The 13,969-nt window shown below is 52.9% G+C and carries 12 protein-coding genes and 1 tRNA gene; 7 read left to right on the top strand and 6 right to left on the bottom strand.

The genetic code is table 11. The features are described from left to right. Positions 1-10: 10 nt before the first annotated feature. Both ccoN and P0078_RS19540 read right to left on the bottom strand, forming a co-directional pair. Positions 11-1,465, bottom strand: a complete 1,455-nt coding sequence (ccoN, locus tag P0078_RS19545; RefSeq protein ID WP_282931567.1) for a cytochrome-c oxidase, cbb3-type subunit I — start codon at positions 1,463-1,465, stop codon at positions 11-13. A 155-nt stretch (positions 1,466-1,620) separates the two neighbouring features. Further along, the gene (locus P0078_RS19540) at positions 1,621-2,841 is read right to left on the bottom strand and encodes an argininosuccinate synthase (RefSeq protein WP_282931566.1); all 1,221 of its coding nucleotides are present in this window, start codon (positions 2,839-2,841) and stop codon (positions 1,621-1,623) included. Between the two features lie 319 nt (positions 2,842-3,160). Between P0078_RS19540 and pyrC the strand changes: the two genes are divergently transcribed. The 3 genes from pyrC (at position 3,161) to P0078_RS19525 (ending at position 5,359) form a co-directional block, all read left to right on the top strand. Beyond that, on the top strand, positions 3,161-4,192 hold the full coding sequence (pyrC, locus tag P0078_RS19535) for a dihydroorotase (protein ID WP_282931565.1): 1,032 nt from the start codon (positions 3,161-3,163) through the stop codon (positions 4,190-4,192). Positions 4,193-4,322: 130 nt separating this feature from the next. Next, positions 4,323-4,994, top strand: coding sequence for a ribonuclease T (rnt, locus tag P0078_RS19530; RefSeq protein WP_282931564.1), 672 nt, complete (start codon positions 4,323-4,325; stop codon positions 4,992-4,994). A 170-nt stretch (positions 4,995-5,164) separates the two neighbouring features. Further along, positions 5,165-5,359: a PFL_1563 family small protein gene (locus P0078_RS19525; protein WP_282931563.1), complete on the top strand. Its 195-nt coding sequence runs from the start codon at positions 5,165-5,167 to the stop codon at positions 5,357-5,359. A gap of 105 nt (positions 5,360-5,464) precedes the next feature. Here P0078_RS19525 and secF read toward each other — a convergent pair whose 3' ends face one another. The 4 genes from secF to queA form a co-directional block, all read right to left on the bottom strand. Beyond that, positions 5,465-6,466: a protein translocase subunit SecF gene (secF, locus tag P0078_RS19520; protein ID WP_282931562.1), complete on the bottom strand. Its 1,002-nt coding sequence runs from the start codon at positions 6,464-6,466 to the stop codon at positions 5,465-5,467. Between the two features lie 11 nt (positions 6,467-6,477). Beyond that, on the bottom strand, positions 6,478-8,346 hold the full coding sequence (secD, locus tag P0078_RS19515; protein ID WP_282931561.1) for a protein translocase subunit SecD: 1,869 nt from the start codon (positions 8,344-8,346) through the stop codon (positions 6,478-6,480). A gap of 219 nt (positions 8,347-8,565) precedes the next feature. Further along, positions 8,566-9,684: a tRNA guanosine(34) transglycosylase Tgt gene (gene tgt, locus P0078_RS19510; RefSeq protein WP_444894765.1), complete on the bottom strand. Its 1,119-nt coding sequence runs from the start codon at positions 9,682-9,684 to the stop codon at positions 8,566-8,568. 14 nt (positions 9,685-9,698) lie between these two features. Then, the gene (gene queA, locus P0078_RS19505) at positions 9,699-10,772 is read right to left on the bottom strand and encodes a tRNA preQ1(34) S-adenosylmethionine ribosyltransferase-isomerase QueA (protein ID WP_282931559.1); all 1,074 of its coding nucleotides are present in this window, start codon (positions 10,770-10,772) and stop codon (positions 9,699-9,701) included. Between the two features lie 178 nt (positions 10,773-10,950). Between queA and P0078_RS19500 the strand changes: the two genes are divergently transcribed. From P0078_RS19500 to P0078_RS19485, 4 genes are all read left to right on the top strand, one after another. Then, positions 10,951-11,037: transfer RNA gene (locus tag P0078_RS19500), tRNA-Leu, on the top strand. A 541-nt stretch (positions 11,038-11,578) separates the two neighbouring features. Beyond that, entirely contained in the window at positions 11,579-12,238 is a 660-nt protein-coding gene (locus P0078_RS19495) for a hypothetical protein (RefSeq protein WP_282931558.1), read from the top strand. Positions 12,239-12,480: 242 nt separating this feature from the next. After that, positions 12,481-12,942, top strand: coding sequence for a hypothetical protein (locus tag P0078_RS19490; RefSeq protein WP_282931557.1), 462 nt, complete (start codon positions 12,481-12,483; stop codon positions 12,940-12,942). A gap of 5 nt (positions 12,943-12,947) precedes the next feature. Continuing rightward, positions 12,948-13,958 carry a hypothetical protein gene (locus P0078_RS19485; protein ID WP_282931556.1) on the top strand — a complete coding sequence of 337 codons (1,011 nt, stop codon included), beginning with the start codon at positions 12,948-12,950 and terminating at the stop codon, positions 13,956-13,958. Positions 13,959-13,969 lie beyond the last annotated feature (11 nt).

Here is a 13,969-nt window from a genome sequence, read left to right as displayed (position 1 = left end):
ATCTAAACTCCTATGCCGCAGGCACTGCTCGAACGGTGTTATCGGCTTCGGCATCGTTTACCTTCTCGGTAATCGTGCGGTAAACGTTGTAAGCCATCAGCAGCATACCCACCAGGAACATGGCGCCGCCCAACCAGCGAACTACATAGCCCGGATGGCTAGCTACAACACTCTCTACGAAGCTGTAAGTCAGGGTGCCGTCGGCGTTAAATGCACGCCACATCAGGCCCTGGGTAATACCGTTAACCCACATAGCGGCGATGTACAGAACAGTACCTACAGTGGCCAGCCAGAAGTGCGCGTTGATCAGCTTGGCGCTGTACATTTCGCGGCGCTTCCACAGAACCGGAACCAGGTGATACAGAGCACCGATAGAGATCATGGCAACCCAGCCCAAAGCGCCGGAGTGTACGTGACCAACGGTCCAGTCAGTGTTGTGGGACAAAGCATTTACAGTCTTGATGGACATCATCGGACCTTCGAAGGTAGACATACCGTAGAAGGACAGGGATACCACCAGGAAGCGCAGGGTCGGGTCGGTGCGAAGCTTATGCCATGCGCCGGACAGGGTCATGATGCCGTTGATCATACCGCCCCAGGAAGGTGCCAGCAGAATCAGGGACATAACCATCGCCAGGCTCTGAGCCCAGTCGGGCAGCGCTGAGTAGTGCAGGTGGTGACCACCAGCCCATACGTACAGGGAGATCAGTGCCCAGAAGTGAACGATAGACAGCTGGTAAGAGTAAACCGGACGACCAGCTTGTTTAGGTACGAAGTAGTACATGATGCCGAGGAAAGCGGCAGTCAGGAAGAACCCTACTGCGTTGTGGCCATACCACCACTGGATCATTGCGTCCTTAGTGCCCGAATAGATAGAGTAGGACTTGAACGGGCCAACAGGAATCTCCAGGTTATTCACAATATGGAGAACAGCAATAGTGACGATGTAAGCACCGAAGAACCAGTTCGCCACGTAAATGTGAGACGTCTTACGCTTCATGATGGTGCCGAAGAACACCAGCGCGTAAGCAACCCAAACCAGGGCAATCAGGATATCGATAGGCCACTCGAGCTCAGCGTATTCCTTGGTGGAAGTGAAGCCCATCGGCAGAGTAATTGCCGCAGCGACGATAACGGCCTGCCATCCCCAGAAGGTGAAGGGGATCAGCCAGCCACCCCAAAGGCGGACCTGACAGGTACGCTGTACCACATAGTAAGATGTGGCAAAGAGAACACTACCACCAAAAGCGAAGATTACCGCATTGGTGTGCAGGGGCCTCAAGCGCCCGAAGTGCGAGAAGGGCTGCCAAAAGTCGTTGAGTTCAGGCCAGGCTAGCTGGGCTGCGATCAATACGCCCATGCCCATACCAAAAATGCCCCAGACCACGGACATGATGGTGAACTGGCGCACGATATTGTAGTCATAGTCCGGCACAGGGCCGGTCTTTGCCACCGTTGTCGTCATGTTTTTACTTCCGTTGCTTTTAAGATTCGGTTCCACTGTGCGGGATTGGCCCACCACAGAAGGTGCATAACCACAGTGTGTGAGGCACTGTGGTTACTATTGGCCAGATAAGGATTTAAGCGCATCCCTGCCCGGCAATTGCTGATCTAAATCAACTAAATCAATTTTCTTCCTTTACCTGCCGCAATGCGCAGACGCAGGGCATTGAGCTTGATAAAGCCCTCCGCATCCTTCTGGTCGTAAGCGCCAGCATCGTCTTCGAAAGTAGCGATACGCTCATCGAAGAGGCTGTCTGCAGAGCGACGACCGACAGCACTCACGCTGCCTTTGTACAGTTTCAGGCGCACTTCGCCGTTAACCACATCCTGGGACTCGTCAATCGCAGCCTGCAGCATGCGGCGCTCTGGGGACCACCAGTAGCCGTTATAAATCAGCTCGGCGTAGCGCGGCATCAGGGAATCCTTCATGTGCGCCACTTCGCGATCCAGGGTAATAGACTCAATGGCGCGGTGCGCCTTCATCAAAATAGTGCCGCCAGGGGTTTCGTAACAGCCACGGGACTTCATTCCCACATAGCGGTTTTCCACAATATCCAGACGACCGATACCGTTGTCTCCACCCAACTTATTCAGCTTCTCAAGCAAAGTAGCAGGGCTTAAGCGCTCGCCGTCGATAGAAACGGGGTCGCCTTTCTCAAAACCCAAAGTAATGTAGGTGGGTTCTTCCGGAGCCGCCTCAGGGCTCACGCTCCAGCGCCACATATCCTCTTCGGCTTCCGCCCAGGGATCTTCAAGGTTGCCGCCCTCGTAAGAGATGTGCAGCAGGTTGGCGTCCATCGAGTAGGGAGACTTCTTCTTGCTGGAAGAGAAGTCCACTGGAATATTGTGTTGTTCGCAGTACTGCATCAGCTTTTCGCGGGAGTTCAGGTCCCACTCGCGCCAGGGGGCGATTACCTGGATACCCGGCTTCAGCGCGTAGGCGCCCAATTCGAAGCGCACCTGGTCATTACCTTTACCGGTAGCACCGTGGGAAATGGCATCGGCGCCAGTCTCGTTGGCAATCTCAATCAGGCGCTTGGCGATCAGCGGGCGCGCAATAGAAGTACCCAGCAGGTACTCCCCTTCATAAATGGCATTGGCGCGAAACATCGGGAAAACGAAATCGCGCACATATTCTTCGCGCAGATCGTCGATATAAATCTCTTTGACCCCGAGGGCCTCGGCCTTGGCACGGGCCGGCTCTACCTCTTCACCCTGGCCGATATCAGCGGTAAACGTCACCACCTCACAACCGTAAGTCTCCTGCAACCATCGCACAATTACCGACGTATCCAATCCACCGGAGTATGCCAGTACCACCTTTTCGATTTTGCTCATTGCTGTCCTCTGCTGCCGGAAATACGTCGCCACGACTAAAACGCGGAGACGGGGAATGCCACTACGCGAAACTAGTGTCGGTCTGGGGGAGTTATTCTTGGAGATATGCCCAGGATCGGTAAATTGCGGGCACAATAATACCCACACTCTTTGTCGGGGCGCGATTGTAGCGCCTAAGCTCGCGATCGACTAGCGCCAAGGCGCGAGTAAGTACAATTGATTGATTTTTAGCCTTTTCGTGCATCGCAATTTTGTACAGCTTCGGGTAGCATTCGCGCCGCACAACGACTCACTACGCTAAGAAGCTTTACGGAGTACCATGACGGAGCAAATTACCCTTCGCGCCCCCGATGACTGGCATATTCACCTGCGCGACGGCGCCGCTCTCGGGCGCACTGTGCCCGATGCCGCAAAACAATTCCGCCGCGTGATTGTAATGCCCAATCTGGTACCCCCCGTAACCGATGCCGAAAGTGCAGTGGCATATAAGGAACGTATCAACGCCAATGTTCCCGCCGACACTCCTTTCGAACCCTTGATGGTGATCTACCTCACCGATAAGACCGACGCCGCTGTCATTCGCAAAGCCCACGAAGCCGGAGTTATCGCCGCCAAACTGTACCCAGCGGGCGCGACCACCAACTCCGATTCCGGCGTTACCGATATCGCCAATATCTACCCGGCCCTGGAGGAAATGCAGGCCTGCGGTATGAAGCTGCTGGTACACGGTGAAGTTACCACCAGCGATATCGACATCTTCGATCGCGAGCAGGCTTTTATCGAGAAGACCCTGTCCCGCCTGGTCGATGACTTCCCCACACTGAAAGTGGTGTTTGAACATATCACCACCGCCCAAGCGGCAGAGTTTGTACAGGGCGCCCGCGAAGGTGTTGCCGCAACCATTACCGCACACCACCTGCTATACAACCGCAACCATATGCTGGTTGGCGGAATTCAGCCGCATTTTTACTGCCTGCCAATCCTCAAGCGCGGCTACCACCAAAATGCGCTGATCGAAGCGGCCACCAGCGGTAGTCCAAAGTTTTTCCTCGGCACCGACTCAGCCCCCCACGCCCACCACAAGAAAGAACACTCCTGTGGTTGCGCCGGCTGCTACACAGCCTATTCCGCCATCGAACTCTACGCCGAGGTATTCGAGCGCGCAGGCAAACTGGACAAACTGGAAGGCTTTGCCAGTGAGTTCGGCCCCGATTTTTACGAGCTGCCGCGCAATGAGGGCACCATCACCCTGGTCAAGAGCCCCTGGACCCTGCCGGAAAAACTGGATATGGGTGGTGAAAATCTGATTCCCCTCGCAGCCGGCGAAACCTTAAACTGGCAACTTGCGTAATCGGCGAATGCCCTGATTACAGCGCCTGCGGGGAGAGTCCTCCCGGCGGGCGCCACAATTCGAATACAATACCCTGCCCCACCAGCGCCAAATGCTGCTGGCCTGAAGACAAGATTTACAAGGAACCACCGTGACACCCGCCGAAGAACCCACAGGACCAAAAAGCTCTCTCGCCCAGCGATTCCGTGGCTTTCTGCCCGTGGTCATCGACCTTGAAACCGGCGGCTTTAACGCCCGCACCGATGCCCTGCTGGAAATTTCAGCGGTTATCCTGGATATGGATGACTCCGGCAACCTCTTCCCACTGGAGACCCACAGTTTCCACCTGGAGCCTTTTGAAGGCGCCAACGTTGAGCAATCCGCCCTCGATTTTATTGGCATCGACCTGGAATCCCCGGACCGCGACGCATGGCCGGAAGAAATTGCCATCCCCGAGCTGTTCCGCAAGATTCGCAGCGCCGTGAAAAAGCACAGCTGCACCCGTGCCATCGTGGTTGCCCACAATGCCCACTTCGACCTGGGCTTCGTCAATGCAGCCGTTGAACGGACCGGCATCAAGCGCAATCCATTCCACCCGTTTTCCTGCTTCGATACCGCCAGTCTTGCCGGCCTCGCCTACGGCCAGACCGTACTGGCCAAAGCTTGCCAGGTTGCTGGAATCGAGTTTGATAACAACTGCGCCCACTCTGCCGAGTACGACGCAGAAAAAACCGCAACCCTGTTTTGCGGCATCGTGAACAAGTGGAAAGAGATGGGCGGCTGGCCGCTGGAAACCGAAGAGACCACAGAAGAAGCTGAATAACGCAATATCTCCCGGGCTGCCTCGAAGCGGCCCGATTTATCCAAAAACGACAGAATTATCCGAAAACTGTCGACAAAATACCCGCTATGCGCAGACTCTGGCCACTTGGGTGATTTTTTGTTCAAACCGTGCTAATATGGCCCGCTTACACATAAAAACCGGATAGCGCCGTGGCCAAGAAACCTTCCTCTTCCTCCAATCGCAAACAAGCCGCTCCCCTCGAGACCAGCGAAAGTATCGAGGAGCAGGTAAAGGCGTTCCTCGCCGGTGGCGGTGAGATCGAGCAGGTGCCCAAAGGGGTGAGCGGCCAGACCAACACTTCCGGCCCCAAGCACATCACCCTCGGCAAAAAGCCCAGAGACTAACCTCCGCGCAATAAAAAACCCCGACGGCGCTCCGCTGATCAACAGCAAAGCGCGGCCGGGGCCGCTCGAATATGGCTGCGTCAACGCAGCCACTTCTCATTCACATCAGGGCATTTCTTCCAGTTCCGCACCCTCTTTCACCGGCGGCATCAGGTCTTCTTTGTTGATATTCAAAGCCATCAGCACGTTGGCAGCTACGTAAACAGAGGAGTAAGTACCCACTACCACACCCACAATTAAGGCCAGGGAGAAGTTGTGGATCAATTCCCCACCGAAGAACTGCAGCGCCCACAGCACCAGCAAGGTGGTGAAGGACGTCATAAAGGTACGGCCCAGGGTCTGACTGATAGAGATATTGATAATCTCCTCGGCCTCAGCCTTACGCACCTTGCGGAAGTTCTCACGGATACGGTCAGATACCACAATGGTATCGTTCAGGGAGTAACCGATCACTGCCAGTACCGCCGCTAAAACAGTCAGATCGAAGTCCAGTCCCATCAATGCAAAGAAACCCAGCACGATAATCACATCGTGACCCAGAGCCGCTACAGCACCAAAGGAGAACTTGTACTGGAAGCGCAGGGCAACGTAGATCATCACCATAAACAGGGCCAGCATCATGCCCAGGCCTCCGTCGTCGCGCAGCTCGGCACCCACTTGAGGGCCGACCATTTCAACACGGCGCAGCTCAACATCGCCTTCACTGCCGGCCTTCAGCAGAGCCACTACCTTGTCACCGATCGGTGTTGTAGTTTCCTGGCTGGTAGCGCTGATCTGGGTTTCCTCTTCGGTCACCTCAGGGGGCAACTTGATCAGCAGGTCCTTTTCAGAACCAAAATTCACTACCGTGGCGCCGTCATAACCCGCTGCTTCCAGCTGATCGCGCACGTCGCTAATAAAAGGCGTTACCTCATAGCCCACTTCAACCTGGGTACCACCGGTAAAGTCCAGGCCGAACTTCAGGCCGTTCATCGCCAGTGCGGCGATAGAGGAAAGTACCAGCACCACCGAGACAACCCCGGCAATCTTGCGCCAGCGCATAAAGTCGTAGACGCGCTTGCCCATGTACTCGGTAATTTTGCCGTTATCCACTTTGGTCTCACTCATGACTGACTCCCTTAAATCCAGAGCTTCTGCACACGGCGACCGCCGTAGAACAAGTTAACAATTGCTCGCGTACCCATAATGGCACTGAACATGGAGGTGAGAATACCGATAGACAGGGTTACCGCGAAGCCCTGTACCGGACCGGAGCCGATGGCATACAGAATCACCGCCACAATCAGGGTGGTGATGTTCGCATCCACAATGGTGCTGTAAGCATTGTCAAAACCGGCACTGATCGCTGTCTGGGGAGGCATCCCATTCCTGAGCTCCTCCCGTATTCGCGAGAAGATAAGCACGTTGGCATCCACCGCCATACCCACGGTCAATACGATACCGGCGATACCAGGCAGCGTGAGGGTTGCACCCAACAGCGACATGACCGCCACCAGCAGGATCATATTCACCGCCAGGGCCAGGTTCGCGGCCAAGCCAAATACGCGGTAGGAAATCAGCATACAGATAATCACGGCCAGCAGACCGATCTGTACGGATTGCACACCCACCTTAATGTTATCCGCACCCAGGGATGGGCCGATCACACGCTCTTCCACAAAGTACATGGGCGCAGCCAGGGCACCGGCACGCAGCAGCAGGGCCAATTCCTGGGCCTCGGCCGGGCTATCCAGACCGGTGGTGCGGAACTGCTTGCCCAAGGCACTCTGTACTGTGGCCAGATTAATAATCTTCCTCTCTTCGGTGCGCTTCTGCACGGTAACTTCGTTACCGTTTTCGTCGATTTCGGTTACCGGCTCAAAGCGAGTCTCGATAAACAGGGTGCCCATACGGCGGCCGACATTCTTCCAGGTAGCGCGATGCATCATCTCGCCACCACGGGCATCGAGAGTGATATTTACCTGAGGGAAGCCGCTCTCGTCGTAACCGACTCGGGCATTAGTAACGCTGTCACCTTTGATAATGATCTGGCGCTCCAGCCAGGCACCACCGTACAACTGTTGCTCCTCGGGGTCACGACGCTCGAAGTATTCCTTATTGGAAACCAGCTCATCCGGGCGGGCTTCCATACGGTATTCGAGGTTGGCTGTCTTACCGATAATACGCTTGGCCTCTGCGGTGTCCTGTACACCGGGCAGCTCCACAACGATACGGTTGCGGCCCTGGCGCTGTACGATCGGCTCAGCAACACCCAGCTCGTTCACCCGGTTGCGCAGAGTGGTAAGGTTCTGGGTTACGGCGTAATCTTCCAGCTGCTTGATTTCCTGTTCGGTCAGGGTTGCGCGGATCTCCAGGTTTTCGCCGCTGCCGGACTCGCGCAGTTGAAGCTGTGGGAATTCCTTGCGCATGGTGGACATCGCCAGGCTGCGCAGCTCATCGTTGCGGAAACGGGCAATAATCTCGCGATCATCCACCAATTCCACATTGCGGTAACGGGCCTTGGCTTCGCGCAGTTTGCTTTTCACTTCCTGCTCGTAGCTCTCCATGTTGTTCTTGACGATGGTGTTGGTGTCGACTTCCATCAGGAAGTGCACACCACCGGCCAGGTCCAGACCGAGCTTCATCGGGCTAGCGCCGATATCTTTCATCCACTGGGGTGTGGTGGAAGCCAGGTTCAGGGCGACAACATAGTTGGTGGTTCCAAGCGCTTTTTGAATCGCCTCTTTAGCCGGCAACTGCTCCTCCATGGAGTTCAAGCGAATCAGTACTGACTTGTCCCCAACTTCGCCGCCGAAGTGAGCAATACCCGCATCATCCAGGGCTTTTTGTGCATTCGCAAGGACATCGGGGCCGATGGTGAGTGCACTGGATTGCCCGGAAATCTGCACGGCAGGGTCCGGCTTATAGAGATTGGGCGCGGCGTACATCAGGCCAAAGGCCACAACCGCGAGAATCAGAAAGTACTTCCAGATCGGGTAGCGATTCATGCTGTTCTCATTGTTCTAGTGTGACCCCGAGGGCCGGTAAATCTTGGCAATCTGCCTAAGCAATTTGCCTGGATATGCGGGCAGTATACGCAGAATGCAAGGTACACCGCCCCCAATAAAAGTGCGGGCTGATTATACGGGGATCGTGGGAACGGACAAATTACAGGGGTGCCGCAATGAGACCAGCAGCACCCCAGGCAGGGTAAAAGCGACGCCTGATCAGGCCTCCAGTGCCGGAACCTCGCGGCCCAGACCACGGTAGAACTCGGCGACATAAGCCTCCAGCTCATTGGCGGCAATGGCATCGCGCAGCTTTTGCATCAAGCGCTGGTAGTGGCGCAAATTGTGAATCGTATTCAGCTGCGCACCGAGAATTTCACCACAGCGATCCAGATGGTGCAGGTAAGCGCGAGAGAAATTCTCACAGGTGTAGCAATCGCACTCTTCCTCCAAGGGGCCCGTATCGTGACGGTGCCTGGCGTTGCGGATTTTCACCACACCTTCAAAGGTAAACAGGTGGCCGTTGCGCGCATTACGCGTGGGCATGACACAGTCGAACATATCCACACCGCGGCGCACCGCCTCAACAATATCCTCCGGCTTGCCCACGCCCATCAGGTATCGCGGTTTATCTTCCGGCATCTTGTGAGCCAGGTGGTCCAAGACCTTGATCATTTCATCTTTAGGCTCCCCCACAGACAGGCCACCAATGGCATAGCCATCGAAACCAATCTCAGTCAGGCCGCGCAGGGACACATCGCGCAACTCCGGGTACATACCGCCCTGCACAATACCGAACAGCGCCGACGGGCTATCGCCGTGAGCCTTCTTGGAGCGCTCCGCCCAGCGCAGGGACAACTCCATAGATTTGCGCGCTTCATCGGTAGTGGCCGGATAAGGGGTGCACTCATCGAAGATCATGACGATATCGGAACCCAGGTCCCGCTGAACGCGCATGGACTCTTCCGGGTCCAGGAATACCGGGCTGCCATCGATAGGCGAACGGAAAGAAACCCCCTCTTCCGTAATCTTGCGCAGTTCACCCAGGCTAAACACCTGGAAACCGCCGGAGTCGGTAAGGATCGGGCCGGACCATTGAGTAAAGTCGTGCAGGTCGCCGTGGGCTTTAACCACTTCGGTACCCGGGCGCAGCATCAGGTGGAAGGTGTTGCCCAGAATAATCTGTGCACCGATCCCTTCGATATCCCTCGGCAACATGCCTTTCACGGTGCCATAAGTGCCCACCGGCATAAACGCCGGGGTTTCCACTACACCCCGAGGGAAACGCAAGCGACCGCGACGGGCCTTGCCATCAGTGGTATCCACTTCAAACTGCATAAAACATTCGCGGCTCACTGGGTATCTCCTTTCGCTGGTGCTACTTCTTCTTTTTTGGCATTGGGATCGCGGGTAATAAACATGGCATCGCCGTAACTAAAGAAGCGATAGCGCTCCTCAACAGCGGCCTTATAAGCGGCCATCGTGTGCTGGTACCCCGCGAAGGCACTCACCAGCATCAATAAGGTGGATTCCGGCAGATGGAAGTTGGTGATCAACTTATCCACAACCTGGAATTCATAACCGGGATAAATAAAGATATCTGTCTCCCCCACCGTGGCCTGTAACTGGCCACTGCGCGCCGCACTCTCCAGCGCGCGCACGCTGGTGGTACCCACCGCAATCACGCTGCCATTGCGAGCGCGGCAAGCGGCTACCGCATCCACCACTTCCTGGGAGACATCCAGCACTTCGCTGTGCATCTGGTGCTCATAAATATTGTCCACGCGCACCGGCTGGAAAGTACCGGCACCCACATGCAGGGTAACAAAGACAACCTCGACACCTTTATCCCGCAATGCACCGATCATCTCATCATCAAAGTGCAGCCCCGCCGTCGGCGCCGCCACAGCACCGGCATTGCGGCCGTATACGGTTTGGTAGCGCTCCCGATCGCTGGCATCGTCTTCACGATCAATATAAGGAGGCAGCGGCATATGGCCGAGGCGATCCAGAATCGCCAGCACACCCTCTTCTTTGGGGAACGACAATTCAAACAGTGCGTCCTTGCGACCAGTCACTTCTATACGGGTACCGTCTTCAAGGACGATGGTGGAACCGGGCTTAGGCGACTTACTGGAGCGCACATGGGCCCAGATATCCGTCTGATTGAGCACCCGCTCCACCAGGATTTCCAACTTACCGCCGGTCTCCTTCTGCGCGAACAAACGCGCCGGGATCACCCGGGTATCGTTAAAGACTATCAGGTCACCAGCTTGGACCTGATCGAGAATATCTGGAAACTGCCGATGTGCAATGGCCCCACTGGGCCCATCCAGACACAAAAGACGGCTGCCACGGCGCTCCTCGGTGGGCGCGCGGGCGATCAGCTCATCGGGCAGATGAAAGTCAAAGTCCTGACGCTGCATGGAATCCTGGAAATCTAGAAACTATGGAGAGGTCGCGAAGGTTATAGGAAATTTTAGGAGCTGTTAACTGGGACGACAGAAAATGCGCTAAGTTATTGAAATCACTGGTTGACCCAAGCGAAAGCATTGCTATAATCACGCCCTCTTCGCACCGACCCCAAGGTCGAGCAGCGAAAGTGCCAGAGTGGTGAAATTGGTAGACACAGGGGATTCAAAATCCCCCGCCCTTAAAAGCGTGCCGGTTCGAGTCCGGCCTCTGGTACCATATCTCAAACCCGCGATAGCGTAGGCTTTCGCGGGTTTTTTATTTCTGGTTTACCTTCCCTAAATTTTGAAGAATGGCGCTTAAAAGACCCAAAGTGTCCACATTGTGTCCACACAGGATTTTTTTAACTCTACCTTGCCCACATGTGGACACCATCAATCTATTGCTTTCCCCCTGTGAAACTCCTCTTCATTTCTCTTCCAATCTCTTCAAAGTGTGAAATCCAATTCTTACCCAAACCCCGCACCAGCTCAGGCCAGGGCCGCTAGTCTCATTTCATCAACTAAAAGAACGTCAAAAATCGGCAGGCGTGGGGAGGAGTGAACGGCGACCCTGTTGGCGGTATGTTTTTTGAACAGAGGGGGCTGTAGGCCTTAGGAGTTGCGGGATTTGGGGGGAGATTGGTGGTTTTTGTTGCTTTGAGAAGGTTTGAAGGGTTTTGAAATTTGGTTGGGGCGCAGTTGCTGCGTGCTACAGGTTTTGAAGCATCTTCCTGGAGTGATAGGATTTTGTTGAATAACAAATTACAAGGAGAGTAGTGATGTCATTTTTTGGGGGAGTCATTCTTTTTATTGCCATCGTTGGAACAGCCACCATGGTGGGCAATAAGCTACGCGGGAAAGAGACCAGTAGCTGGAAGTCAATTTGGGGGCCTTTTGTCTTTTTTGGGGCTATCGGCTTAGGGCTTTTTATTGGTGGGCAAGATGAGCCTACACAACAACCTAGCCCCAACGAAATTACCACTAGTACGCTGAATAAAGAAACTATGGCTGGGAGTAACGATTTTCATGTGCTACAGGTCGACCCTAATAACTTGAGAGTTGTGTTTGTATCAGAGTTCGATGATGCAGATCACGGGGAGCTAGTGAATTTCTATATAGGAGAGGATGGCAATAACTTTTGCGAGATCAATTTGCCCACCTCCGAGGTTCGGTCTGGGCTCACTGTGGAATCCAAAAAGCGATCACCGGTCCCCGTAGAATATTTTAATATTTCATGCCGTTGGGCTGACAAGTACTTTGTGCGGTCAACGAATCACAACACTTGGGCAAAGTTCTCGATCACTGAGTGGGACAGAGAAACACGCCAGGGAGTTGTGGCGTTGGATGTACATCTGGCCACCCCGGAGATACCGCCAAAGGGCGAATATTTGACCATGGCCGGATCTAATATCCAGGTAGCAAGTTCTGACTGGAAGTAACCTACCCCATCTCAGCCAGAAAAACCAAAACCCAACACTCGCTAATTGGATTTGCATTTAGATTCCCAGCTGGGGATATAGGCTAGATTATCTCCCCAGCTTTAATTGGTGATTTTGGTTGCCATGAAAAGGCATGAAGGGTTTTGAAATTTGGTTTGGTCGGAGCTACTGCGTGCGACAGGTTTTGAAGCATCCGCTTGGGGTGATAGGATTTTGGCGAATAACAAATCACAGGGAGAGAAGTGATGACTTTAAAGGGAACTGTTTTATGCGCTTTAAAATGGCTAATTCCAGCTACTGTTAGCCTTCCCGTCCTACTTGCCTGCCAACAAGAACGCACTACTTACCCTTCCCTAGATAATCTGACAGAAATCGATAGTGATCGCCTCAATATTATGGAAGCCAAGGACATTCCCGGCGGCATTCTTTTAATAATTGGTGAATCATCTAACCGTCAGTGCGAGATCAAAATCACAGGAGCAACTATAGGAGATGGAGTTGGCATAAACTCGATCGAAGAAACGGACAGAGTGAAAGCTTCGTGTCATTGGGGTCGCCGGGTATTTTCTCAGTCTAGAAAAAACCATACCTCAGTCGCTGTACACATAAATAAAAAGAAAGCGACAATAGACCTTCAACTGTTCAATAATGACACCGAAAACTACCTAGCATTTACTTTAGTGAATGCCCCCACAATGAGATAGGTGTTATGGAACAACCTGAAGCAAAATCAAAAACCGTCTCTCATAACGAAAAAGAACCAGGACTAACCGAAGACCCATTATTTATCACCATTCTATGGATAGGCTTAATCCTAACCTCTGCCCTTTTTGTCGGAGGGTTTATATTTTTTAGCAGCAGCAGTGAAAGCCACGAAACGACAAGAGAACTAATAACCAAGTTAACAGTGTATCTTTCTCCTGCAGCAAAGATTGGAGCAGGTTTTCTGGCAGTACTAGGCATAGTTGGACTAAAATTTCGCAGTGAACAAACATCCAAGCAAATGGACCTTTCTAATGACCTTTGGCGACACGAGAAAACTAAAAGTGACTTCAACCTATATTTTGAGCACAGAGACCAATTTAAAGATATAATTAATAAAATAACAACTGATCTTGGCATAACTTTCGACGGAAAAAAGATCAACACTTTTCACTCGCAGTGCTTTCCGAACTGCAAAATAACAAATTTTGATATTTCAATCACCCAACATAGTATTGTATCAATTAGCCTAAACAATCTTCAAGATATAGAAAAATTAGTCGGCAGTATTGGTAAAAACTATATCTTCTCTGAGAAGCAGATTGAAGAGGTAAATTTTTATCTCAGCCTAGCTTACTGCAACATCCCTATAAATGAAGGCCACTGGTCAAGAACACCGAATATCACAACCCAAATTTATGACCGAATTGACAATCTGATTCATATATTAAATGAAATAATCAGTATCTCAAGCAGTACCAATTGCACCCCATTTATAATAGAAAACACTTATGAGCATACTATTTACAAGCACTTCGATAAGGCCGCTGAACATCTACGGTCATGTAAAGAAAATGTGTTAACTCACATTTATGTATATAGATTCGGGACGATCTACCCAGAAACAGATGAAATCCGCAGAAATGATAGCCTCACTGAACACCGTGTAGGCAGAAATGAAAATACAGAATCACCAACCAAAGAATTAATAAGAAAACTTATGTCAGGTAAGTGTTAGACAACAACCTC

This window comes from Microbulbifer sp. VAAF005, assembly GCF_030012985.1.
In the GTDB taxonomy this organism is placed as follows: domain Bacteria; phylum Pseudomonadota; class Gammaproteobacteria; order Pseudomonadales; family Cellvibrionaceae; genus Microbulbifer.
The sequence above is the reverse complement of the archived record's forward strand: the minus strand, read 5'-3'. Positions and strand labels throughout refer to the sequence as shown.